General features: G+C 72.8%; 19 protein-coding genes. 10 read left to right on the top strand and 9 right to left on the bottom strand.

Annotation, left to right across the window (positions count from 1 at the left end; genetic code table 11):
- Positions 1-282 precede the first annotated feature (282 nt).
- Together ACFVIU_RS14300 and ACFVIU_RS14295 are read right to left on the bottom strand one after the other, a co-directional pair.
- Positions 283-741 (bottom strand): hypothetical protein, encoded by a 459-nt coding sequence (locus ACFVIU_RS14300; RefSeq protein ID WP_385842701.1) that lies wholly within the window; start codon positions 739-741, stop codon positions 283-285.
- Positions 741-2069 carry a molybdopterin-dependent oxidoreductase gene (locus ACFVIU_RS14295; RefSeq protein ID WP_385842700.1) on the bottom strand — a complete coding sequence of 443 codons (1329 nt, stop codon included), beginning with the start codon at positions 2067-2069 and terminating at the stop codon, positions 741-743. The genes ACFVIU_RS14300 and ACFVIU_RS14295 overlap by 1 nt, the downstream gene beginning before the upstream one ends.
- Positions 2070-2182: 113 nt before the next feature.
- On the opposite strand from ACFVIU_RS14295, the gene ACFVIU_RS14290 reads away from it, so the two are divergent.
- From ACFVIU_RS14290 to ACFVIU_RS14275, 4 genes are all read left to right on the top strand, one after another.
- Positions 2183-3526, top strand: a complete 1344-nt coding sequence (locus ACFVIU_RS14290; RefSeq protein WP_385842699.1) for a hypothetical protein — start codon at positions 2183-2185, stop codon at positions 3524-3526.
- A gap of 62 nt (positions 3527-3588) precedes the next feature.
- On the top strand, positions 3589-4062 hold the full coding sequence (locus ACFVIU_RS14285) for a MarR family winged helix-turn-helix transcriptional regulator (protein WP_385842698.1): 474 nt from the start codon (positions 3589-3591) through the stop codon (positions 4060-4062).
- Positions 4063-4273: 211 nt separating this feature from the next.
- Positions 4274-5860 (top strand): MFS transporter, encoded by a 1587-nt coding sequence (locus ACFVIU_RS14280; protein ID WP_385842696.1) that lies wholly within the window; start codon positions 4274-4276, stop codon positions 5858-5860.
- A gap of 153 nt (positions 5861-6013) precedes the next feature.
- Positions 6014-7756: a TIGR03767 family metallophosphoesterase gene (locus tag ACFVIU_RS14275; RefSeq protein WP_385842695.1), complete on the top strand. Its 1743-nt coding sequence runs from the start codon at positions 6014-6016 to the stop codon at positions 7754-7756.
- Here the strand turns inward: ACFVIU_RS14275 and ACFVIU_RS14270 are convergent.
- The 3 genes from ACFVIU_RS14270 to ACFVIU_RS14260 all read right to left on the bottom strand — a co-directional run bounded on the left by ACFVIU_RS14270 (position 7753) and on the right by ACFVIU_RS14260 (position 10963).
- Positions 7753-9051, bottom strand: coding sequence for an SLC13 family permease (locus ACFVIU_RS14270; RefSeq protein WP_385842693.1), 1299 nt, complete (start codon positions 9049-9051; stop codon positions 7753-7755). The two genes, ACFVIU_RS14275 and ACFVIU_RS14270, sit on opposite strands and share 4 nt — an antisense overlap.
- A 147-nt stretch (positions 9052-9198) precedes the next feature.
- Positions 9199-9660 (bottom strand): CBS domain-containing protein, encoded by a 462-nt coding sequence (locus tag ACFVIU_RS14265; RefSeq protein ID WP_385842692.1) that lies wholly within the window; start codon positions 9658-9660, stop codon positions 9199-9201.
- Between the two features lie 76 nt (positions 9661-9736).
- The gene (locus ACFVIU_RS14260) at positions 9737-10963 is read right to left on the bottom strand and encodes a PP2C family protein-serine/threonine phosphatase (protein ID WP_385842797.1); all 1227 of its coding nucleotides are present in this window, start codon (positions 10961-10963) and stop codon (positions 9737-9739) included.
- A 413-nt stretch (positions 10964-11376) separates the two neighbouring features.
- Between ACFVIU_RS14260 and ACFVIU_RS14255 the strand changes: the two genes are divergently transcribed.
- A complete protein-coding gene (locus tag ACFVIU_RS14255) occupies positions 11377-11499 on the top strand; it encodes a hypothetical protein (protein ID WP_385842691.1) in 123 nt (40 codons plus the stop codon).
- Between the two features lie 60 nt (positions 11500-11559).
- On the opposite strand, the gene ACFVIU_RS14250 is transcribed toward ACFVIU_RS14255, so the two are convergent.
- The gene (locus ACFVIU_RS14250; protein ID WP_385842690.1) at positions 11560-13053 is read right to left on the bottom strand and encodes a long-chain fatty acid--CoA ligase; all 1494 of its coding nucleotides are present in this window, start codon (positions 13051-13053) and stop codon (positions 11560-11562) included.
- A 283-nt stretch (positions 13054-13336) separates the two neighbouring features.
- Here ACFVIU_RS14250 and ACFVIU_RS14245 point away from each other — a divergent pair, with 283 nt between their 5' ends.
- Together ACFVIU_RS14245 and ACFVIU_RS14240 are read left to right on the top strand one after the other, a co-directional pair.
- A complete protein-coding gene (locus ACFVIU_RS14245; protein ID WP_385842688.1) occupies positions 13337-14539 on the top strand; it encodes a hypothetical protein in 1203 nt (400 codons plus the stop codon).
- Between the two features lie 91 nt (positions 14540-14630).
- Positions 14631-16277 (top strand): APC family permease, encoded by a 1647-nt coding sequence (locus tag ACFVIU_RS14240; RefSeq protein ID WP_385842687.1) that lies wholly within the window; start codon positions 14631-14633, stop codon positions 16275-16277.
- A gap of 27 nt (positions 16278-16304) precedes the next feature.
- Here ACFVIU_RS14240 and ACFVIU_RS14235 read toward each other — a convergent pair whose 3' ends face one another.
- A complete protein-coding gene (locus tag ACFVIU_RS14235; protein WP_385842686.1) occupies positions 16305-16577 on the bottom strand; it encodes an alpha/beta fold hydrolase in 273 nt (90 codons plus the stop codon).
- Positions 16578-16975: 398 nt separating this feature from the next.
- Entirely contained in the window at positions 16976-17677 is a 702-nt protein-coding gene (locus ACFVIU_RS14230; protein ID WP_385842685.1) for a TNT domain-containing protein, read from the bottom strand.
- A 586-nt stretch (positions 17678-18263) separates the two neighbouring features.
- On the opposite strand from ACFVIU_RS14230, the gene ACFVIU_RS14225 reads away from it, so the two are divergent.
- The 3 genes from ACFVIU_RS14225 (at position 18264) to ACFVIU_RS14215 (ending at position 23098) form a co-directional block, all read left to right on the top strand.
- Entirely contained in the window at positions 18264-21110 is a 2847-nt protein-coding gene (locus tag ACFVIU_RS14225) for a lectin (RefSeq protein WP_385842684.1), read from the top strand.
- Between the two features lie 301 nt (positions 21111-21411).
- A complete protein-coding gene (locus ACFVIU_RS14220; protein ID WP_385842683.1) occupies positions 21412-22212 on the top strand; it encodes a thioesterase family protein in 801 nt (266 codons plus the stop codon).
- A gap of 169 nt (positions 22213-22381) precedes the next feature.
- On the top strand, positions 22382-23098 hold the full coding sequence (locus tag ACFVIU_RS14215; RefSeq protein WP_385842682.1) for a hypothetical protein: 717 nt from the start codon (positions 22382-22384) through the stop codon (positions 23096-23098).
- 6 nt (positions 23099-23104) lie between these two features.
- Here ACFVIU_RS14215 and ACFVIU_RS14210 read toward each other — a convergent pair whose 3' ends face one another.
- The gene (locus tag ACFVIU_RS14210; protein WP_385842681.1) at positions 23105-24058 is read right to left on the bottom strand and encodes a hypothetical protein; all 954 of its coding nucleotides are present in this window, start codon (positions 24056-24058) and stop codon (positions 23105-23107) included.
- Between the last annotated feature and the right edge of the window lie 112 nt (positions 24059-24170).

The following is a 24170-nucleotide window of genomic DNA, read 5'->3' as shown; positions in this document are numbered from 1 at the left end:
TAATTTGTTTTTATTCGCCTGGGACCCGGTGTTGAAAGTGGCGGGAAACATGGGAATCGGGGGCGGCGGGGCGCCCCTCCTCGCGGGGGGGGCGGGGCTGCTGCGGCCGGGCGGGCTGCTGATCGCCGAGACGGTGCCGGTGGACGTCGACGAGCGCACCCAGGTGCAGGTGGTCGACGCCGTCGGCGGCGCGCGCGGCACCGGTACGCCCTTTCCCTGGGCCCGCGTCGGCACCCCGGCCCTGCTGCGGTACGCGCGCAGGGCCGGCTGGCGGCCGGTGGCTCAGTGGGACGCCGGCGGCCGCTGCTTCGCCGCCCTGCGCACCCGCAGGACGAGCAGCAGCGCCGAACCGGCGAAGAGTACGGCGGTGATCAGCAGCCAGCGCGCCAGGAAGCCGTCCGGGGAGAGTCCGGTGGCCAGCCGGTAGCGGCGGTCCACCATCCCCGCGATCAGCGGGAACCAGACGAGGAGCAGCAGGCCGGACAGCGCGGCCGGCACCCGCACATAGGGGGTCCAGTCGCGCCGTCCGGCCGCTTCGAGCGCGCCCACCGCCGTCCGGTCCGCCAGCGCGTACAGCGGCAGCAGCACCAGATCGTGCAGCAGGGCCGCGCCCACGATCCACAGCGCGACGCCGAACCAGTCACCGGACAGCAGCCGTACCCCCGCATAGCCGGCCAGCGCGAACGAGCAGAGGAGCAGCAGCAGTTGGAAGGGGCTGCCGAGCGGGAGGCGACGCGGCATCACAGGTCTCCGAAGGTCAGTCGGGCCACCCACTTGGTGTTGAGCACACCGGGTGCGGCGGGGACGATGATCCGCGCCGGGTAGCCGTGGTCGGGGGACAGATCCTCGCCGTTGACCTGAAGGGCGAGCAGGGAGCGTCCGTCGGCCACCTGGTTGGCGCGCAGCGCCGCCCGGCGGAAGGCGCCGTGCCGTTGCAGGGACGTGACGAGCACGTCCGGCGCCGCGTCCTGGTAGCCGACGAGCGCCGCGAGGTCCCGCAGCCGCACCCCGCGCCACCACTGGTCGGCGGTGGACCAGCCCTCCACGCAGGCGATGGGCAACGAGGAGCTGTGTTGGGGCATTCGGAGCAGGTCGGCGCGGCTGAGCCGGACGGTGCCGGTGCGGCCGGTGACCACGAGCCGCCAGGCGTCCTGGTGAGTGTCGGCCGGGGTGATCCCGGCGTACGCGGCCGTCTTGTTGATCTGGAAGCCGTTCGGGCCGCCGCCGGGGTCGGCCGTGCCGTGCGGCGCGAGCAGGGCCGTACGGCGGAAGGGACCGCCCAGGCTCTGCCCGACCGTGGTCAGGAACAGCAGCAGCGAGCCGCCGCCGACCAGACCCAGGGCGCCGCGCCGGGAGACGGTGGGCGGGGCGGGACGCGGGGAGGCGAGGTCGGTCTCCTGGGGCGGCCAGGAGGCCGGCTCGGTCTCCCCTGGCGACGCAGAAGCCGGGGCGGTCTCCCCGGGCTGCGGGGAGACCGGGGCGGCGTCCTCGGGCTCGGGCGACCGCCGCCGTACGGCTCGCACGGCGGCCGGTGCCTTCAGCACGACGTGGGCCACGAACGCGGCGAAGAAGACCCAGGCGCCGTAGAAGTGCAGCGGATAGAAGGAGCCCGGGAAGACGTAGTCCAGCTGGACGTTGAGCACCCCGGTGGTGAACTCGAACAGCCCGCCGCCGACCAGCAGCACCAGCGAGAGCCGCTCCAGGGCGTGGGTGACCGAGCGGGCCGGCGGCAGGGCGAACAGCCTCGGCACGACCGACCACAGCTTGGCCAGCAGCACGGGGACCAGGGTGATGCCGAGCGTGACATGGAGGCCCTGGGTGAAGCGGTACAGCCACACCGGGCCGGTCGGCCAGGGGAAGAGGTAGAAGCCGAGGAGCCCCTTGTCCGGGGTGGTGTCGTTGACCGGGGACAGGCCCGGGTTGTAGGCGGCGTAGGACACCAGGCCGGTCAGGAACAGCACCGTGATACCGGCCAGCAGGACGAGGCCGAGCACGGAGGTGAACCAGGTGCCGCGCAGCGGACTGCGCCAGAAACCGGGAGAGGTGGGAAGCCGGGGATGGTCGCGCATAGGCCGACCGTAGGCCGGGGGACCCCGCTTCCGGCGGCTGCGACCGATGACGAAACGCTGACGTCCGGCCCGGCCGGGCGCCCCGGGCCGCCCGCTCGGCCTAGCGTGCCGCTGTGACTCGCTCCCTGCGCCGCGACCTGTACGCCGCCGCTGCCGCCGTCGCGCTGGTGACGGCCGCCGTGCTGGCCGGCCGCCGCATCCAGTTCACCCGGCACACCCTGTTCGTGCACTGGCCGCCGCTGTTCGCCGACTGGGACCCGCATGCCGGCCCCGGCACCCCCGCGGCGCTCGCCGTGGCCGCGGCCGTCGTCGTGTACGGCCCCGCCCTCGCCGACCGGCTGCCCTGGCGGACGCTGCTCGCCGCCGCCTGGGCGAGCGCCACCGCCTGGATCCTGTCCCTGGCACTGGTCGACGGCTGGCAGCGGGGCGTGGCCGGCCGGCTGACCACCCGTGAGGAGTACCTGCGGGTCATCGGCCGCTTCCACGACATCCCGGCCGCCCTGCGGGACTTCACCCGGCACATCGTCAGCGGCGGCCCCGCCCCCTGGCCCGCCCATGTCGCCGGCCATCCCCCGGCCGCCACGCTCACCTTCGTCCTGCTGGACCGGGCCGGGCTGCACGGCGGCGGCTGGGCCGGCACCTGGTGTGTGCTGGCCGGCGCGACGGGCTGTATGGCGGTGCTGGTCGCGCTGCGCGCGCTGACCGGCGAGAGCCTCGCCCGGCGGGCCGCGCCCTTCCTGGTGCTGGCGCCGGCCGCGGTGTGGCAGGGCGTCTCGGCCGACGGGTACTTCGCGGCCGTCGCCGCCTGGGCCGTGGCACTGCTCGCGCTCGCACTGACCCGGGGGTCGCTCGGGGCGGCGGTGGGGTCGGGGCTGCTGTTCGGGCTGACCTGCTATCTCTCGTACGGCCTGACGCTGTTCGCGCTGCTCGGCGCGGCGGTGCTGGTACTGGCCCGGCACGGGCTGCGCCGCCGTCGGGTGCTGCTGCCGGCGCTGCTCGCCGGACTGGCGGTGTTCCCGCTGGTGTTCACGCTCGCGGGCTTCGCCTGGTGGGACGGCTACCACCTGCTGATCACCCGCTACTACCAGGGCGTCGGCGGCACGCGCCCGTACGGCTACTGGGTGTGGGCCAACCTCGCCTGCACGGCGATCCTCACCGGCCCGGCCACGGCGGCGGGGCTACGGCGCACCGGTGCCGTCCTGCTCCGGCGCGAGGGCACCGGGGCCGGCCCGGACGGGGCGCAGACCCGCCTCGCGCTCCTGGTCTGCGCCGGTCTGCTCGCCCTGCTGATCGCCGACCTGTCGGGCATGAGCAAGGCGGAGACGGAACGGATCTGGCTGCCCTTCGCACTGTGGCTGCTCCCGGCGTGCGCGCTCCTGACCCACCGGCGCGGCTGGCTCACCGCCCAGGCCGTGCTCGCGCTGCTGATCAACCATCTGCTGCTGACGGGCTGGTGAGGCCGACCCCGGCCTCTTTACCTATGTTGACATAGGTATATCGGCGTACTTATGCTCGGCGCATGTCCCAGCCCAGCGCGTCCGCCCAGGACCTCGCCGCCATGGCGTCGAGCCTGGTGGCGTGCCTGCCCGCGCTGGCCCGGGCCATCGAGCGCCAGGTCGACCTGGACCATCCGCACCCCAAGCCCTCGGAGGCGCAGCTCGCGCTGCTACGGCACGTGGAGACCCACGAAGGGGTCACCGTGCGCGTCGCGGCCGAGGCCCTGCGGATGAAGCCGAACAACGTCAGCGCCCTGGTCACGCAGCTGACCGAGCAGGGGCTGCTGGAGCGGCGGCCGGACCCCGCCGACAAGCGCGTCGCCCATCTGCACCTCACGCCGCTGGCCCGGCACCGCATCGCCGAGGTCAAGGACCTCATGGGCGCCCATGTCGTACGAGCGCTGCACGCTCTGACCGACGGCGAACAGGACGCCCTCGGCTCCGCCCTGGGCGCACTCGCCTCGCTCGAGCGGAACCTGCACAGCCGCGCCGTCTGAGCCGGCACACGGGGCCCCGCCGGGGCGTCGTGCGCTCGTCCGCGCGCTGCCTCCCCACGGCGCCGTTTCCCGCGCCCCGGCCCGGCCGCTCCTCGGCCGGCCGCCTCGGCGTTGCCCGGCCATTCCTCGGCCGGCCGCCTCTCCACGCCTCGGCGTTCCCCGGGCGGGCCCCGCCCGTCCGTCGTTCTCGCCCGACCCACGAAAGACAGACATGCCCTCCGTCACCTCCTCCGCCTCGCCGACCCCCGCGGCGACCGCGAACCAGCCCCGCGGTCGGCGGGCCAACCCCTGGCTGACCCTCGTCGCCGTCGCCTTCGGCCTGTTCATGGTCGGCCTCGACGGCTCGGTCGTCTCGATCGCGAACCCCGAGATCGGCCGGGACCTGCACGCGTCCACCGCCGATCTGCAATGGGTGACCAACGCCTATCTGCTGGCCCTCGCCGCCGCCCTGATCCTCGGCGGCAAGCTCGGCGACCGGTTCGGGCGCCGCACCTTGTACCTGACCGGCGTCGCCGGGTTCACCGTGGCGTCCGTGACCATCGGGCTGTGCGGATCCATCACGGGCGTCATCGTCTTCCGCGCCGTCCAGGGCTTCTTCGGCGCCCTGCTGATGCCGAACACTCTCGGCATGCTGCGGGCGGTGTTCCCGCCCAAGAAGTTCGGCATGGCGGTCGGCATCTGGGCCATGGTCTCCTCCGTCTCCACCGCCCTCGGCCCCATCGTCGGCGGTCTGCTCGTGCAGCACGTCGACTGGGAGTCCGTCTTCTTCGTCAACGCCCCCATCGGCGTCGTCGCGCTCGTCTTCAGCGGCGCCGTGCTGCCGCAGAGCAGGAACACCGCAGCCGCACACGAGAAGTTCGACATCACCGGCGTCGTGCTGCTGGCCCTCGGACTGCTCGCCCTCGTGTTCGGCGTCGTCAAGGGCGAGGCGTGGGGCTGGACCTCGGGCGGCACCCTGGGCGCCGTCGCGGCCGGCCTGGTGATCCTGGCGGTCTTCGCCGTCCACGAGACCCGTGTCGCGGCACCGCTGCTGCCGATGCGTCTGTTCCGCAGCCCGGCGCTGGCCATCGGCACGCTCATCACCGCGCTGAACTTCTTCGTCCTGCTCGGCGTGATCTTCTTCGTCATGCTGTATCTCCAGAACGTACGCGGCTTCTCCCCCGTCGAGGCCGGGGTGCGCACCCTGCCGCTGAGCCTGGCCTCGGTGGTGGCCTCCCCGCTCGGCGCGGCGCTGACCGACCGGTTCGGGCCCCGGCTCACCATGCCCCTCGGCATGGCCCTCCAGGCCGCCGCCTGCTTCACCATGCTCGGCTGGAGCGCGCACTCCTCCTACACCGCGCTGTGGCCGCCGTTCGTCGCGCTCGGCCTCGGTGTGGGCATGGTGATGTCGTCCTCCTCCGACGCGATCGTCGGCAACGCCCCCGTCCGGGACGCCGGTGTGGCGGGCGGTCTCCAGGCGACGGCCCTTCAGATCGGCGGCGCGCTCGGCACTTCCGTGCTGGTCTCGCTCATCGGCAGCCGGGTGGGCTCCACCCTCGCCGGCGAACTGGTCTCCGCCGGTGTCCCCGCCGGTGCGGCCCAGGGCCTGACCGGGGCGCGGGACGCCGTCGCCATGGGGGTCGCCCCGGCCTCCGGCGAGCTGCCGGACCGGCTCGGGGCGGCCGTCGCCGAGGGCAGCCACCAGGCGTTCATGAACGGCGTGCACACCTCCGTGCTGGCCGCCGGTGTGCTGTGCGTCGCCGGTGCCCTGCTCGCGGTGACCGGCGTGCGGCGCGCCCCCGAGCCGGCCGGCCACTGAGCGCGGCGGCTCGTCCCGCTCCCCCGCACTCCTGTTTGCCCCGTGTTTCGCCGCGGGGTCTGGACAGGCTTCTACCCGTCAGTAAGGTTGCTCCGGCATGGCCGCCCGAGCAGTCGGCCCGGCGGTCAAGTGGCGCCAGGATGAGGGGGATTCATGAGCGGGACGAGCCGTCGCGGCTTCGTGCTGGGGGCGGCAGCGGCCGCCGGTGCCGCGCTGTGGCCGGTGCTGACACCGGGGCGCGCGCTGGCCCGGGAGCGCGCCCTGGCGGCCACCTCCGCCCGTGCGGTGAGCGTCGCCGGGACCACGCTGGAACAGGTTGCGACGCCGGTCGGCGACGGGGCGTACCGGCGCCTCGCGGCGGGGCCCGGCTGGCCGCTGGTGGTGCGCGGCGAGCTGGCCGGTGCCGGGTCGGGCCGGGACGACCGGCGCACCGGCCTGGCCTCCTTCGTGCAGTTCACCGACCTGCATCTGACGGACACCGAGTCACCGGTGCGGTTCGAGTATCTGGCGCGGTTCAACGACAGCGCGCACCGCCCGCAGGAGACGCTGACCGTGCGCGGCGCGTCCTCGCTCGTGGAGCGGGTCAACCAGGTCCGCCGGGGGCCGTACACCGGGCTGCCGTTCGGTCTGGTCATGGCGACCGGGGACAACACCGACAACCACGAGCGGCTCGAACTCGACTGGTACCTCACGGTCATGAGCGGCGGCCGGATCGTCCCGAACAGCGGCGACACCGCGCGCTACGAGGGCGTGCAGAACTCCGGCAGCGGACAGTACTGGAACCCCGAGTCCGCGTTCCAGGACGCGTACAAGGCCCGGGGACTGCCGCGGATCCCCGGCTTCCTCGACGGCGCGATACGGCCGTTCGACGCTCCCGGTCTCGGTGTCCCCTGGTACACGACGGTCGGCAACCACGACGACAGCATCGAGGGCAGCCTGCCGGACCTCGGTCTGCTGAACGACCTCTACACCGGTTCCCGCAAGCTGGAGGGGTGCGACGACGCCACCGCGGCCCGGCTCGCGGACGCGATGCTGCACGACCCGGCCGAGGCCGTGCTGCTGCTGGGCAAGCTGCTGGCCGGCGGCGGCGCGGTCCGCACCGTCACCCCGGACGAGCGGCGCCACCCCTTCACCCCGGCGGAGTTCGCGCGGGCCCATCTGAACCCGGCGTACACCGGTGCCGGTCCGGTGGGCCACGGCTTCACCCGGGACTCGGCCGACAGCGGACGCCTCTACTACACCTTCGACCTCGCCGACGGCATCCTCGGGATCAGCCTCGACACGACCAACCGGGCCGGTTTCGCGGACGGTTCACTCGGCACCGCACAGCTGAACTGGCTGGAGTCGGTCCTGAAGGCGCACAGCGGCCACTGGTACGACGCCGACGGCCGGGTGGTGCCCGGGGGCACCGACAGCCGCCTCGTGGTGGTCTTCAGCCATCACACCAGCGCGACGATGGGCAACCTGCTGCCGGACCCGTACCGCCCGTTCGAGGCCCGGCACGGCGGCGACCAGCTGGTCGCGCTGCTCCAGCGCTTCCCGAACGTCGTGGCCTGGGTGAACGGCCACACGCACACCAACCGGATCGTCCCGCACGGCCACAGCGTCCCGGAGCGCGCCTTCTGGGAGATCAACACGGCCTCGCACGTGGACTATCCGCACCACGCCCGGATCATCGAGATCGCCGACAACCGGGACGGCACACTGTCCCTCTTCACCACGCTCATCGAGTCGGCGGCCCCGTACCGCACGGACTTCTCCGACACCTCCGACCCGGGCCTGGCCGCCCTCTACCGGGAGCTGGCCTGCAACGACCCCTACGCCACCCCCGCCACCCGCATCGGCACGGCCGCCGACCACAACACCGAACTGCTGCTGACCAGGCCGGCGTCCTAGGTCAGCGCGAAGTAGCGCAGCCACACATAGGCCAGGGAGACCGTCACCGTCGCGGCGGTGACGATCAGGCCGTGCCGGGTGAACTGCCAGAAGGAGATGGGCCGGCGGTTGCGTTCGGCGATGCCGAGCACGACCACGTTGGCCGAGGCGCCGATCGCGGTGGCGTTGCCGCCCAGGTCGGCGCCGAGGGTGAGGGCCCACCACAGGACGTGGTGGCCGCTGCCGCCCATGTCGTGGACCAGCCCGGAGGTGATCGGCGCCATGGTGGCGACGTACGGGATGTTGTCCACGACGCCGGACAGCACCGCCGAGCCGCCGAGCAGGGTCAGCGCGCCGCCCTGTCGGCTGCCGCCGATCAGGTCCGCCAGCCCGTGGGAGACCTCGTCGATCACCCCGGTGCCGATCAGCCCGCCGATCATGACGAACAGGCCCGCGAAGAAGGCCAGCGTGGGCCACTCCACCTCGGCGAGGACGTCGTTGGTGTCGACCGCGGAGACGGCGACGAGCAGACCGGCGCCGAGCAGGGCGACGACGCTGGGCTGGTAGTGCAGCACCGGGTGGAGCACGAAGCCGGCCACGACCAGGGCGAGGACGGCCAGCCCCTGGATCAGCAGCCGGGGGTCCCGGATGGCCTCGCGCTCCTCCAGTTCCATGATCTCGGCGGCGCGTTCGGCGTCGTAGCCGAGCGCGCCGCGGAACATGATCCGGCACAGCAGGAGCAGCACGAGCAGCAGCAGGACGGCGAGCGGGGCCAGGTGGACGACGAAGTCGTTGAAGGTCAGCCCGGCCCGGCTGCCGATGATGATGTTGGGCGGGTCGCCGACCAGGGTCGCGGTTCCGCCGATGTTGGCGGCCATGACCTCGGCGATGAGGAACGGCGCCGGGGACAGCGCGAGGCGTTCGCATACCAGCAGGGTGACCGGCGCGATCAGCAGCACGGTGGTGACGTTGTCCAGCAGGGCCGAGGCGAGCGCGGTGAGGACGACGAGCATCGCGAGGACCCGGAAGGGCCGGGCGTGGGACCGCTTGACCGCCCAGATCGCCAGGTACTCGAACATGCCGGTCTTCTTGAGCACGCCGACGATCGTCATCATGCCGAGCAGCAGGAAGATCACGTTCCAGTCGATGCCCGACTCCTGGGAGTAGAACGCCGAGACGTCGTCGGTGGCGCCGATCGCGAGCATCAGACCCGCGCCGCCCAGGGCCACGGCGACACGGTGGATCTTCTCGCTGATGATGAGAACGTACGCGCCGACGAAGACGGCGATCGCGGCCCAGCCGTGCCAGTCGCTCACAGTGCTCCGGTTGCTGCTCGTGCCTGAGGGGAGCAAGGGGTGGAACAGACATCTGTCCCCTGCTCGCCGACCAGACTTCCCGGCACACCGGAGCGAACCTTACCGGTCCTTGATGCGTCTTTGACAAGCCCCTGACGCGCCGTCCGTTCAGGAGGCGGCGAGCAGCAGCCGCTCCAGAAGCTGGGACGCGGTGATCACGCCGAGCAGCCGGCGTCCGGCCCCGTCGCCGTCCACGACCGCCACCAGCGGGCTGCGCACCCGCGCCATCAGCGCGGCGACCTCCAGCGCGGTCGCGTCGGGCTCGGCCACCGGCGGCGCGGGCACGCTCCGGGACAGGCAGTCGCGGACCGTACGGCCCTCCAGCGCCCGGCACAGCCGGTCGGCGTGGCGTTCGTCCACCACGGCGGCCAGCGTGGGGTCGTCGAGCACATACGCCGGCACCAGAGTCTTGATCATCTGCGAGGCCGGGAGGACCGCCTGCGGCGCGCCCTGCGCGTCCAGGACCAACAGGGCCGGCAGCCGGTGCTCGGCCATCAGCCGTGCCGCGGCGGTCGCGTCGGTGTCGACGCCCACGGTCTCGTACTCCACTGCCAGGTCTCGTGCCCGCACGTCGGCTCCCGTTCCGCTGTGTGTCCCGCGGCCATTGTGCGGCAGCGCGGCCGGGCCGCCGGCGTCCCGGGTGCGCCTACAGGCGGATGACGAGCAGCGCCGTGTCGTCCGTGGCGCCGGCGGCCGGGAGCAGGTCGAGCAGGAGTGCCGCGGCCAGCTCCTCGGGTCCGAGCGCGCGGTGGGCGGCGAGGGAGCGGGCGAGCCGGGCGAAGCCGGCCTCCAGGTCCTCCCCGCGGCGTTCGACCAGCCCGTCCGTGTACAGCACCAGGGTGTCTCCCCCGGCGAAGGCCAGCTCGGCCTGCGGGCGGCGGACGTGGTCGGGGTGGGCGCCGAGCGGCGGGTCGGTGGCCTCGTCCAGGAACACCACGGTGCCGTCCGCGCACAGCAGTGCGGGCGGGGGGTGACCGGCGCTGCTGTAGGTGAGGGTGCGGCCGTCCCAGTCGATGTGCACGGACACCACGGTGGTGGACTCGGCGCCCTCGACCGAGCGGGCGTACAGGTCGAGTACGTCCAGGGCCTGGGCGGGGCCCGCCGAGACCCGGGAGGCCGCACTCAGGGCGCTGCGCAGCTGGCCCATGACGCACGCCGCGGCCAGGCCGTGCCCGACGACGTCGCCGACCGCCGCCTGCATACAGGTACCGGCCAGCTCGACCAGGTCGTACCAGTCGCCACACACGTTCAGCGCGCCGACCGCGGGCCGGTAGCGCACCGCGATCCGCTCGTGGTCCGTCAGCGGTGGGGCGGGGAGCATGGCGTCCTGGAGGGCGAGGGCGATCTCGCGTTCCCGGGCGTGGGCCCGGCGCAGGCGTTCGTTGACCTCCTGGAGCTCCCGGGACCTGGTGTACAGCTCCGCCTCCAGCACCCGGGCCCGGTCGCCCACCGCGCGGCCGCGGGCCCGGAGCAGCTCCGTGACCTCCTCCACCCGGTGCACCAGCAGGATCACCCGGCCGTCGGTGTCCAGGACCGGTGCGTTGATCGGGCTCCAGTACCGCTCCTCCCACTCGCCGGGGCGCTCCCGCGACTCGACGTCGTAGCGCTGAAGGGCCATGGTGTCCCGCTCGCCCGTGGCCAGCACCCGGCGCAGCGACGCCTCCAGGTTGCGGGCTCCACTGGCCCCGGCGTCGGCGGGGTTGTCGGGGAACACGTCGAACAGATAGCGGCCGATGAGGTCCTCGCGGGCGCGGCCGGAGTGGCGCAGGAAGTCCTCGTTCGCATCCAGGTAGACCAGGTCCGGCGTGAGCAGCGCGACCATGCCCGGCAGTGCCCCGAACACCGCCCGGTAGTCGATGCGCGCCTCGCTCACGGTCACGGGCCGCTCCCTCGCAGTGGCAGCCGCGGGGACGCAGCGCCCCGGTGGCACGGCACCGCGCGCCCACGGACGGGCACGGCCACACCGTACGCCGCCTCCGGCACCGGGCGCATGTCGAGACGGGCGGGGCAGCGCGCGGCGGGGGCGCGGGGAGCGGCAGCGGGTCTTCCCGGTGGGCCGGACGGCGGCCCCGGGTACGGCCCCACCGCCCGGGAGCGGCCGCCGCACGAGGGGCGGCGCCCTCCCCTATGCCTGGGAGGCTTCTGCGCCCGGCCGACGGCGGGCCCTTTCCGGCGGCGCGGCCCGGGCAGTAGGCCGGCGTCCGGGTGCGCATGCCGGACGGGGTGCACCGGCTGCGGCAGGACGTCCGACCTGGGCGAGCGCCGCGCCGGATTGCGGTCAAGTTGGTGGCGGACGGCGCGGACACCCCCGCTCGTCCGCCGGGCGGCATGCCCGCCCGGCACCCCCTGCACGCCGAGAAGGACCGGCGGGTGACCGAACTGCCGTACGCCCGGGCCGTGTTCCGGTAGGCGCGGGCGCACCCACCGGACTTCTCGACCGCTGCCGTCACCGCGCCCGGGCCGCCGGGGTCAGGCGGACGGGACCGTGATCTCCCGCTTGAGGATCTTGCCGCTCGGGCCCAGCGGCAGCGCCTCGGTCAGCCAGATCCGCCGCGGGTACTTGTAGGCGGCGACCCGCTCCCGGACGAACTCCCGGAGTTCCTCGGGCTCCGCCTGGGCTCCCGGGCGCAGCACGACCGCCGCCGCCACCTCCTCGCCGAGCCGGGCGTCCGGCACACCGAGGACGGCGGCGAGGGCGACGGCGGGGTGCTCGTGCAGGACCTCCTCGATCTCGCGCGGGTAGACGTTGTAGCCGCCGCGGATGATGAGGTCCTTCTTCCGGTCGACGATGAACAGATAGCCGTCCTCGTCCTGGCGGGCCAGGTCGCCGGTGCGCAGCCAGCCGTCGGGGACGGCCTCGGCGGTCTCCGCGGGCAGGTTCCAGTACCCCTTCATCAGGTTCGGTCCGCGTACGGCCAGTTCGCCGACCTCTCCGGGGGCCACGTCCCGGCCGGTGTCGTCGAGCAGCCGTACCTCGACGTCGCGGATGGGCGTGCCGATGGAGCCGGGCTTGCGCGGGCGGTCGAGGTGGTTGAAGGTGACGACCGGGCTGGTCTCGGACATGCCGAAGCCCTCCAGCACGACGCAGCCGAAGCGCCGTTCGAAGCCGTGCAGGATCTCCACCGGCAGCGAGGCGCCGCCCGACATGCACTGGCGCAGACTGGACACGTCGGCCTCGGCCGCGGCGGGGTGCTGGAGCAGCGCGGCGTACATGGTGGGCACGCCCTCGAAGACGGTTGCCCGGTGGCGGGCGATGGCGTCGAGCACGGTCGGCGGGTCGAAGCGGGGTATGAGGACGAGCGCCGCGCCGCTGCGGACGGCGACGTTCATCGTGCAGGTCTGCCCGAAGATGTGGAACAGCGGCAGACAGCCGACGATCACGTCCTCGGCCGTCACCCGCTGGACGTCGGTGACATTGACCTCGGTGTTGTGGCGGATCCCGGCGTGGGTGAGCGCGGCGCCCTTGGGGCGGCCGGTGGTGCCCGAGGTGTAGAGCAGCACGGCGATGTCGTCGTCGGCCGTGTCCGCCACCTCGGGCCGGGGCTGACGGGCCGCCAGTTCGGCGGCGAGGGCGGCAGGTTCGACCGCGAGGTGCCGTACGCCGGCGGCGGCCGCGCCCGCGGTGCCCTCGCCGGGCGCCTGGTGCCATTCGAGGAGCAGCACGGCGCCGGAGTCCCGCAGGTGGAACTCGGTCTCGCGCTCCTTGAGCAGCGGGTTCATCGGGACGACGATGGCGCCGGCGCGCAGCACGCCGTAGTAGAGGACGACGAACTCGGGCACGTTCGGCAGCATCAGCGCGACCCGGTCGCCCGGGCGCACGCCCTCCGCCTCCAGCAGGGTGGCGGCCTGGGCGGTCAGCCGGTCGAGTTCGGCGTAGGTGATGGCCGTCGTACCCAGCAGCAGCGCCGGCCGGTCGGGCAGCCGTCGGGCCGTCTCGACCAGGAACTCCGCCAGATTGGCCATGATCACTCCTCGCTACCGCGCTCTCGGCGCTCACGGCCCCCGCCGGAACGCTCACGGCATCGTGGCGTGCGCGGGCACGGGCGTCCATATGGCGGAGCCCACAGTGCGCCGAACGCGAACAGCGCCCGGTGCGTCCGGCGGCCGCGAACTGCCGTGTCGCGGCGGCCGGTCGGGGGCGGCACCCGCGGTGGAACGGCGTGCGGGGGTGCGGGAGCGGGATCCGGAGGGGGCTGTACCGCGTGGTCCGTTGCGTCCGCCCGTGGGGTCGATCAGGGTTCGGCGGGTGAGTACGTTTCCCCCGCAGCGCCGTGAGTTGTCCGGGAGCCGGGACGCCGGTCCCGCCGTCGGGAGTGAGCAGGGGTGGCCGGTGTGGACCCCCGGTGCCCTTCGGGCGGTGGCGGTGTTCGCGGCCGTACGCCTGGCAGGAGCCGCTCTGGTGGCGCTGGTGAGCCGGCTCTCGGGCCACTCACCGCTGAAGGGTCTGGCCCACTCCTGGGACTCGGTCTGGTATCTGCACATCGCCACGCACGGCTACGGCACCCGGCTCCACATCACGCAGAGCGGCGCGGTGCAGACCGACTGGGCCTTCTTCCCGCTGTACCCGGGGCTCGTCCACGCGGTGACGGCGCTGCTGCCGCTGTCCCCGGCACAGGCAGCCGTGCTGCTCGCGTGGGGTGCCGCCGGGGCGGCGGCGCTCGGTGTCCACTCCCTCGTCCACCGCCTGTACGACCCCTCGACCGCCGCCGCCCTGGTCGTGCTGTGGGCGGTCCTTCCGCAGTCGGTGGTGCTGAGCCTCGCCTACACCGAGCCGCTGTGCGCCGCCCTCTGCGCGTGGTGCCTGTACGCGCTGTTCCAGCGGCGCTGGGCGGCGGCCGGGGTGCTGGCCGGGTTCGCGGGTCTGTCCCGGCCGAACGGCATCGCGGCGGCCGCGGCCGTGATCGTGGTGGCCGGCCGTGAGGTCGTACGGCGCGACGGCCGGGTGCCGGCCGGGCTGTGGGCCGGGGTGCTGGTGGCGCCGCTCGGCTGGGCGGGCTACGTGCTGTGGGTGGGGCACCGGACCGGGGATCTGCTGCACGGGTACTTCCATGTGCAAAACGCGTGGGACACCCGCCTCGACCTCGGTGCCGGGACCCTGCGCTTCCTGGTGTCGCTGCCCTGGCACGGTGGCGACGTCGTGCACGACGTGGCGCTGGTGATCGTCGTGGCGGGCATCGCCCTGTTCTGGCGGCTCTGCCGGGAGCGGGCCCCGCTGGCGCTCCTCGTCTATGCCGGGGTGCTGCTGCTGCCGGTGGTGGCGGTCTCCGGCCCGTTCGAGTCCCGGCCGCGGTTTCTGCTGCCCGCGTTTCCGCTGCTCGTCCCGGCGGCCCGGGCACTGGTGCGGCTGTGGCGGACCCGGCCGGCCCGGTTCCGGCTGGTGGGCGCGGCCCTCGTCGCCGTCTCCCTGTCCTACGGCACCTTCCTGGCCTTCGCGTCCCACTCCCCCTGACCGGCCGGGCCCGCTCGGCACACGGAGAGCCGAGTCCACGACTCCATGTCACCATGGTGCTGAGCATCACCCTACTAAGGGGGTGTGGACCATGGCCGTGTCAGAGCAGACGCCCGGTCCCAGTACTCATCGCCCAGGGCTCAGGCGCGAGATCGGCTTCATCGGACTCATCTGGGCCTCGGAAGGCTCGATCATCGGATCCGGGTGGCTGTTCGGCGCGCAGGGTGCCCTGGCCGCCGCGGGCCCCGCCGCCATCATCTCCTGGGCCATCGGCGGACTCGCGATCCTCATCCTGGCGCTGGTGCACGCCGAACTCGGCGGGATGTACCCGGTGTCGGGCGGCACGGCCCGCTTCCCGCACTATGCCTTCGGGGGCGCCGCGGGCGCGTCCTTCGGCTGGTTCTCCTGGCTCCAGGCGGCCACGGTGGCGCCCATCGAGGTGCTGGCGATGATCACCTACGCCCAGCACTACTCGTGGGCGAGCGGCTGGGAGAAGGTGGAGGGCGGCGAACACGTCCTGACCCCGCCGGGCATCGCCGTGGCGGTGGGGCTGATGGCGGTCATCACGGCCGTCAACTTCCTCAGCATCCGGATGCTGGCCAACACCAACAGCGCCGCGACCTGGTGGAAGGTCGGCGTCCCGCTGCTGACGATCTTCGTGTTCGCCGTGGCCCAGTTCCACACGAGCAACTTCACCGCGGCGGACGGCTTCAACCCGTACGGCGCCAAGGGCATCCTGTCCGCGGTCTCCACCAGCGGCATCATCTTCGCGCTGCTGGGGTTCGAGCAGGCGGACCAGCTGGCCGGCGAGAGCGCCAACCCCAAGCGGGACATCCCGCGGGCGGTGATCGGCTCGATCCTCCTCGGCATCCTGATCTACATCCTCTTGCAGGTCACCTTCCTCGCCGCGCTGCCCGCCTCCCAGATCGGCGCCCACTGGGCGAACTCCGCGTTCACCGCCCTCAGCGGTCCCTTCGCCCAGGTCGCCACCCTGATCAGCCTGGGCTGGCTGGCCACGATCCTCTACCTCGACGCCGTCATCTCCCCGGCCGGCACCGGACTGATCTACATCACCGGTTCGTCCCGGGTGTCGTACGGCCTGAGCCGCAACGGCTATGTGCCGTCCGTCTTCGAGAGCACCAACCGGCGGGGTGTCCCCTGGGTCGGTCTGATCACCGCCTTCGTGATCGGCTGCATCTGCTTCCTGCCGTTCCCGAGCTGGCGGTCCCTGGTCGGGCTGATCACCAGCGCCAGTGTGCTGATGTACGCCGGTGCCCCGCTGTCCTTCGGGGTGTTCCGCAACCGGCTGCCGGACGCCCACCGCCCCTACCGGCTGCCCGGCGGCGCCTGGATGTCGCCGCTCGCCTTCGTCGTCGCCAACCTGCTGATCCTCTGGTCGGGCTGGACCACCGACTGGAAGCTGGGTGTCGCCATCCTCCTCGGGTACGTCATCCTGGTCGCCAACCGGGTGTTCAAGATGAACCCGATCACCCCCCAGCTCGACCTGCGCGCGGCCCAGTGGCTGCCGGTCTACCTGGTCGGCATGGGCCTGATCGTCTACCTCAGCGACTTCGGCCCGCTCAAGCACCCCTGGTTCCCGCTGTGGTGGGACATCGGTGTGGTGGCCGTCTTCAGTCTGGTCATCTACTACTGGGCCCTGGCGGTCGCACTGCCGAGCGAACAGATCCAGCACCTCATCGACCAGGTCGTCGTACCGGAGGAAGAGGACATCCTCTGACCGGGGTTCCGTGCCCCTGCCGACGCCCTACGGGAACACCGGGCCCTGCGGCAATGCGGCGATGTCCCGGAGGAACCGTTCAAGCGCCTCCAGCAGGACGCCGGGTTGCTCCAGGTGGAGGTCGTGCCCTGCCCCGGGGATGCTCATCGCCACCGCCTCGGGTCGCTGCCGGAGCATCCTGTCGCACTCGTCCGGAGCGATGAGTCCGGATTGGCCGAGCACGGCCGGCGTCGGGCAGATGATGCTCGTCCACTCGTCCCAGGAGGAACGCCGGGCGTTCTCGGCCAGGGAGTCGACCACGTCCAGCTGGAAGAAGCCGTCCTCCAGCCATTCTGCGTCTTCTACCCGGACCCGTCGGCGCTCGTCGCCCCCGCACCCGCAGTGCGCGGACGCGGGGGCGGCCGGTCGATGCGAGGGAGCCGGATGCCTTCGAGCACGGCCGTACCGGGGTCGCTGCGCTGTCCGGCGGTGGCCAGGGGGGCAGAAGGTCACCGGCCTGGGCGGTTGGAGGCCGTGGCGGAGGGGCGGGGCCGGGACAGGACGGGCTGCTCTACGCGCAGGGCCAGTGCCGTCCAGTAGGCGGTGTCGTCGACGGAGTCGTAAGCACAGGTGCGGGCGATGCTCCCGGCGGCGACCTGTGGACCGAGCCGGGTCGGCCGTGCGCACCGCGTTGAGCACACGGCCGACCCGGTCCGCCGTCATGTGCCGGTGATCTCCTTCAGCTTCCCCTGGGCCTTCAGGTCCCCGACCACGGTGCTCGTGAAGTACTGGGTGCCGAGCCCGGGCTGGTTGAACCAGGGCCTGGCCGGACCGGCCTCGACCGTGAACGCCTCGGTGACCTCGTAGAGGTGGTAGTTGAACGGAGGATCGGCGGTGTTGTACTCGTCGAGGTTGTTCGGCGGGATCGCGCGCTTGGCATACGGAGTGCCCTGTGGTGCGAGGTACTGACCCGAGTCCCCCCTGCCGAAGAGGTCGATGCGCTGCCCCTTCCGGAGCGTCAACGGATGTTCCACGGGGCGGCCGTCGCGGAGCACGAACCCGTTGTTGTCCGGGTACCACCAGCCGCCGATCTGCTGCGTCGGGTCCTTCTGCGGGTTGGTCTGCCAGTAGCACCCGAGGAACCAGTAACGCGAGGTGGGGCCCTCCGGACGGTAACCCCGCAACATCCTCCCGATGGGGCCGGTCCGGGGAAGCACCTTGGGACCGAGCCGCCAGTCATTGCCGTGGTAGGCCTCCAGCTGCGGGTACGGTGCGGTGTTCTTCGCGGTCTCCCGATGCGTGGTGGGGCAGGCGAGGCCGTTTTTGCTCTGGGTGGACGCGGCTTGGGCGGCGGCCGGTGAGACGCCCGCCAGCAGGAGCGACAGAACGGCGCTCCCTACGATTCTGCGCGGTACGCGCATCCGATGTCTCCTTGACTGTGGCCCCCTCTGGGAACGCCGTCCAGTGCACCCGTTGATCCGCAGGGCGCTTCGGAAGCTGGCATCGGTGGCCACTCGAATGGCTGTGCAAGTACGCACGGACAGCCGAACAACAGTGCCGTGTGCGGCAGTCGCCGAGGGAAATCACCGCCGGGGTCCGGACACCAAGTCGAGCATCAAACAGATGTACGCCCGTGAGCCACCCCTGACGCCGTCCTTTTCGGCGGAGGGTGCGGGTGCCCGGGCGGGTCGTCGGGCACTGTGGCCAGGGCCGCGACGGTGTCCTGTGGTTGCGCTCAGGCGACACCTGGCTGCGCATCGCAGCGTGAACCGTCCCTGACGAGCCCCCCGCCCGGCCGGTTCCGGGCCGGGGGGCGGCGGGGGTCCTTGACAGGAGGGGGGTGGGGGGCCACCGTTCCCGGGTGTACTGCCTGTTACCGGACAACGTTGTCGAACGGGCATGCACCGTCGGCCCGTTCGAGCCGTTGCGCCGGTCCGCCGAAGGGACGTGGTCACGATGGCACGACCGAGAAGGTCCAGCAGAGGCTTATGGCCGTCCGTGTGCGCCGTGGGCGCCCTGGTGGCGGCCGTCCTGTCCGTCCCCGCGCCGGCATCCGCCGCGCCCGCGCCGGTGGCCGACCCCGCCTCGCTCGTCGACCCGTTCATCGGCACCTCGCACGCCGCCGACGACTTCCCCGGCGCCGACACGCCGTTCGGGATGGTCCAGTGGAGCCCGGACACCGCACCGCACCGGCCGTACGGCGGCGGTTACGAGTACGGCGACTCCGCCGTCAGCGGGTTCAGCCTGACCCACATCGCGGGACCGGGCTGCCGGGCCGCCGGGGACATCCCGGTGCTGCCGACCACCGGCGCGGTGGACACCGGCGCCACCGCCGGTTTCTCGCACACCCGGGAGACCGCCACCCCTGGCATGTACGCGGTGACGCTGGACAACGGCGTCGGCACCGAGCTGACCGCGACCACCCGCAGCGGCATGGCACGGTTCACCTTTCCCGCCACGGACCGGGCGAACCTCCTCTTCAAGCTGACGGCCAGCCAGAACGGCGTGTCCGACACCCGGTTCACGGTGGTCGGCGACAGCGAGGTGAGCGGCCAGGTCACCAGCGGCAACTTCTGCGGCACCCACAACTCCTACACCGTCTACTTCGACATGCTCTTCGACCGGCCGTTCGCGGACAGCGGCACGCCCACGGCCGCGGCGACACCGTCCACCCCCCGGACCGAGGCGCCACCCGACGCTCCCGAGGCGCCGAACAAGCCGGTCCCGCACGGCGCCGCTCCCACCGGCCCGCACGCCTTCGTGCCGCGGGCGAGCGGGACCGACGGCTATGTCACCTTCGACACCACCGCCCGGCGGACCGTCCAGGCCAAGGTCGGTCTCTCCTACGTCTCCGTCGCCGACGCCGTGGACAACCGCACCGCGGAGAACCCCGGCTGGCGCTTCGACGCCGTACGGCGCGCGGCGCACACCAGCTGGAACGCGCTGCTCGGCCGGGTGCGGATCGCGGGCGGCACGCGCAGCCGGCAGACGGTGTTCTACACCGCGCTGTACCACGCGCTGCTCCACCCGAACGTGATCAGTGACGTCAACCGGCGCTACCCCGGCTTCGACGGCACCGTGCACACCGTCGACCCGGGCCACGCCGCCGCCTACGCCAACTACTCGGGCTGGGACGTCTACCGCTCCCAGGCCCAGCTGGAGGCGCTGCTCGCCCCGGGCATCGCCTCGGACACCGCCCAGTCGATGGTCGACGACTTCCGGCAGACCGGTCTGCTGCCCAAGTGGTCGGAGAACAACGGGGAGACCCATGTGATGGTCGGCGACCCGGCGGACGCGATCCTGGCCGAGTACCACGCCTTCGGGGCCCGGCACTTCGACACCGCCGCCGCGCTGCGGGCCATGGTCACGGAGGCCACCACCGCGGGCGCCAACCGCCCCGGGCTGAACTACCTGGAACAGCTCGGCTGGCTGCCCGCCAACGGCAGATACGGCTGCTGCAACTTCTACGGAGCCGCCGCCACCACACTCGAGTACGACTCCGCCGACTTCGCCGTCTCCGCCTTCGCCGGAGCCCTCGGCGACCGCGCCGACCAGCGCCGGTTCGCCGACCGGGCCCAGCACTGGCAGAACCTGTTCCACTTCGGCAGCGGCTTCGTCCAGCCGCGTGACGCCTCCGGCCGGTGGACCGCGGGTTTCTCCCCCACCTCGGGCAAGTACTTCGTCGAGGGCGACTCCTGGCAGTACACGCCGATGGTGCCCTTCAACCTGCACGGGCTGGCCACCGCCCTGGGCGGCGACCAGGCGACGGCCGCGTTCCTGGACACCGACCTGTCCTCGCTGACCGGGGCCGGCGGCCACACCAATCTGGGCAACGAACCGAGCCTGGACATCCCCTGGGAGTACGACTACATCGGCCGCCCCTACCGCACCCAGCAGGCCGTGCGGCAGGTGCAGGACCAGATCTGGACCGACGGCCCGGACGGGCTCGCCGGCAACGACGATCTCGGCGAGATGAGTTCCTGGTTCGTGTGGTCCGCGCTCGGCATGTACCCGGAGACACCCGGCACCGCCGATCTGGCGCTGGGCAGCCCGCTCTTCCCGCGCGCCGTGCTCACCCTGCCGTCCGGCCGCACCCTCACGGTCGACGGCGCGCACGCCGCCGACGACGCGCCCTATGTGCAGTCGGCCACCTGGCAGGGCAAGGCCTGGAACAAGGCGTACCTGCCGGTCGGCGCGCTCACCGGCGGCGGCACGCTCGCCTTCGACCTCGGCACCACCGCCAACCCGGCCTGGGCGGCGGACGGCTCGGCCGCCCCGCCCTCCTACCCCGGGAACCCCACCTACACCGACATCGGGACCTCCGCCGACGCTGCGGCGGACACGGCGAACTTCGACGGGGCCGGGTACAGCTACTCCGCCGAGGCCCTGGCCGCCGCGGGCGTCACCCCGGGATCCCGGATCACCGCCGCCGGTGTCTCGTTCACCTGGCCCGGCGTCGCGCCCGCCACGCCGGACAACTACGAGGCGAACGGACAGACCGTGCAGGTCTCCGGCTCCGGCACGCTGTCCTTCCTGGGCGCCGCCAACAACGGCCCGTCCTCCGGCACGGCCCTCGTCACCTACACGGACGGCACCACCCAGCAGATCCCCGTCGCCTTCTCCGACTGGACCCTCAACGCCGGCACCGCGACACCGCTGCCCGGCGACACCGTCGCGGTGACCACCGGACACCGCAACCACGCGGGCTCGGCACCCGACCCGGCCAGGGCCTATGTCTTCGCCACGGCCCCGGTGGCCCTGGCCGCGGGCAGGACGGTCCGCAGTGTGCGCCTGCCGTCCGATGTCACCGCGGGCGGCCTGCACATCTTCGCGCTCGGCTTCGGCTCCGGCTGACCGGTCCGGACGGCGGTGGTGCGAAAGGCCCCGGGCGCGGGGAGGCGGACCGGGGCTCGCCGTCGACGTTATGCCCTGCCTCCCCGGCGGTGGCGGGCCCTGACGGGACTCTGACGGGGACCTCGGTCCTCTTGACGGGACGCTGACGCCGCCGCCCCGCCGGGCGGCGAGCCCCCTCCCGTCCGGCCACGGCAAGGATTTCACCCCCTGATCATCTGTACGAGGAGAAGTTTGCGCACGGCCCCCGGATCCGGTCTCCTTTCGCAAACATCTGTCGCGGTTCTCACGGGACGATGGACCTGTGCAGCCCGACGCCTATTACGAACGCATCGACGAACACCGCTTCAAGCCCACCGAGCACGCGAGCGGGGCCTGGGACACCAGCGAGCAGCACTTCAGCCCGCTCGGCGGTCTCGTGGCCCACGCGATCGAGGGTCACCTCGCCGCCCGCCCGGGCGGCGAGGGCCTGGCCGTCTCCCGGATCGGTTACGACATCCTCGGCCGGCTCGCGCTGGACGAGTGCGAGGTCCGGGTGGAGACCGTCCGCCCCGGCCGCACCATCGAACTCCTCGAGGCCACCGTGGACATCGCCGGCCGTACGGCGGTCCGGGCCCGTGCCTGGCTGCTCGCGGCGCAGGACACCGGCGCGGTGGCGGGCGGCGGCGCCGACCCGCTCGCGCCGCCCGAGTCGCTCGCGCGGTGGCAGATGGCCGACGTGTGGCCCGGCGGGTACATCGCCTCGCTGGACGTCCGGCCGGTGACACCGCCCCGGCCCGGCCGTGCGACCGCCTGGGTGTCCACGCCGCTCGATCTGGTGGCGGGCGAGTCCGCAGGTCCCCTCGCCTCCTACCTCGCGCTGGTGGACACCGCGAACGGCATCGCCGTACGGCAGCCGCCGACGGCCTGGCTCTACCCGAACGTCGACCTGACGGTTCATCTGCACCGGCAGCCGGTGGGCGACTGGACCGGCCTGGACACCACCGTCGTCTTCGGCCCGGCCGGCCAGGGTCTGACCAGCACGGTGCTGCACGACGTCGAGGGTCCGGTCGGCACGGCCCAGCAGATCCTGACCGTCCGCCCGCAGCCCGGTTCCACCGGGTGACCCCGGGGTGTGCCGTACGGCCGTGACGCACCGGGGTGTCGTCCTCCGGCGGCCCGGGGCCTGCCCGCCCCTATCATCGAGGTGTCGGGCGCCCCGCACCGCAACTCCGTTTCCCTGCCCGGCGTCATGGGCCGCGCGGGGCGTGCCGCGGACACATCCGGAGGGAAAGATGCCCGAAAACCCTACCCCGGTCACCGAGTTGACCTCCCAGTACGTCAGCCAGGTCACCAGCGACCTTGAGCGCAACCTCAAGGAACAGGACCGCGTCACGGCCGAAATCTCGGCCCTCCAGGAACAGTTGACGGCGCTGCGGCACGACCACGCCGTGCTGGTGAGCATGCGTCAGGCGCTCGGCGTCACGGGTGCGGCGGGCGGCGCCGGCACCGCCGAGGGGCCGGTCGTGCCCGCTCCGCGCACCACGTCCGCGACCGCGTCCGCGCCGGCCTCGGGGCGCTCGGCGCGGAAGGACGGCGCGGAGCAGGCGGAGACCGGCACGGAGACCGGCGCCCGGACCGCCGGGAAGCCGGCGGCGGAGCAGGCCGCGCCCCGGAAGACACCGGCACGCAGGACACCGGCCAGGAAGACACCGGCCCGCAAGGCCGCCGCCAAGGCGCCTCAGGTCACCCTGGTGGAACTCGTCCGCGGTCATCTGGCGGAGCAGAGCGAGCCCCGGTCCGCCGCGGAGGTCACCGAGGCGCTCGACCGGGCACACCCCGAGCGGCACGTCCAGACCAAGGTCATCCGCACCGCCCTGGAGAACCTGGTGGCCAGGAACCAGGCGCACCGCGCCAAGCAGGGCAGCTCCGTCTTCTACACGATCAAGGCCGCACCGGCGACGGCGTCCCCCACGACGGAGGCACCGCCCGCCAAGGACACCACCGGGTGACCGTGGTCAGACGCCGGTGACCCGGCGCTGCGCCTGTTCGAACTCGGCCAGGGGGTCGCCGCCGGCCTGCCAGGGCCAGGCGGTGACGACCCCGCCGATCGCCTCGAAGACCGGCCGGGCCTCGGCGCGGCGCTCGGCGGCCGTCAGCGCGTAGGCGAGGAGGTTCAGGTCGGCGAGGGCCTGGGCGTGGCGCAGGAATCCCGGCTGCCCCCAGGTGTGGGCCACGCGGTCGAGGGCGTGCACCGCCGTGCCCTGGGACCAGTGGTTGCGTGCCACCAGCGCCTCGAACCCGCCGCGGTCGAGGATGGAGTGGTACTGCCGGACCTGGGCGGTGAGTTCCGTCGCCACACAGGGCGCGTTGGCGGGCATGCGGGCGCCCAGGGTGTCCACGAACTCCAGCACCTGGAGCCGGGAGCCGGCCCCTTCCGGGCTGAGGTAGGCCAGCATGTTCAGATAGGCCTCGCGGTTCCAGCGGTCCCGTGCGAGCACCTCGTTCCACACGCCGAAGGCCTGGGGCTGCTTCCACCGTTCCCAGCGGGCCAGCCCGAGCAGGGCCACCCAGGGGGTGGGGTCCTGCGGGGCGAGTTCGGCGGCGCGCAGACAGCTGTCGACGGCGTCGGCGGAGTCGCCCGGCTGGTCCTGGGTGTGGATCTGCGCGACCCGGGTCCAGCCGTACAGCGTGAGTGCGGTGGCGTTGCGGGGCTCGCGGGTGACCCAGGATCTCGGCAGGTTCGACCCGGTGAGGAACTCCGCCAGGACGCTGATGCGGTGCGTGCGGCGGTCCCAGTCGCCGGGGTCCTGGTCCAGCAGCCGGGATATCTGTGCCACACACAGATCGGTGGTGGCGATGGTTCCGGTCCTGGTGGTCGCCACCAGGGACTTCAGCAGCCTGCCCAGCTCCTGGTCGTCGAGTTCGGGGGCGAGGCGTGCCCGTCTGCGGCGGCTTGAAAGAAATCCCATGTGCGGAGGCTAAAACGGATCAGACCACGCACAAGGGCCGAGCCTAGATCGTTATGGATATCGATCATCTTTTGCCATCCCGGCCCGGCGGCGCCCGTGCGGCCGACGGAGT

The sequence above is a fragment of the Streptomyces sp. NPDC127190 genome, from assembly GCF_042672505.1.
GTDB lineage: Bacteria > Actinomycetota > Actinomycetes > Streptomycetales > Streptomycetaceae > Streptomyces.
Note: the sequence above shows the minus strand (reverse complement) of the source record. Positions and strands in the feature narration are given on the sequence as shown.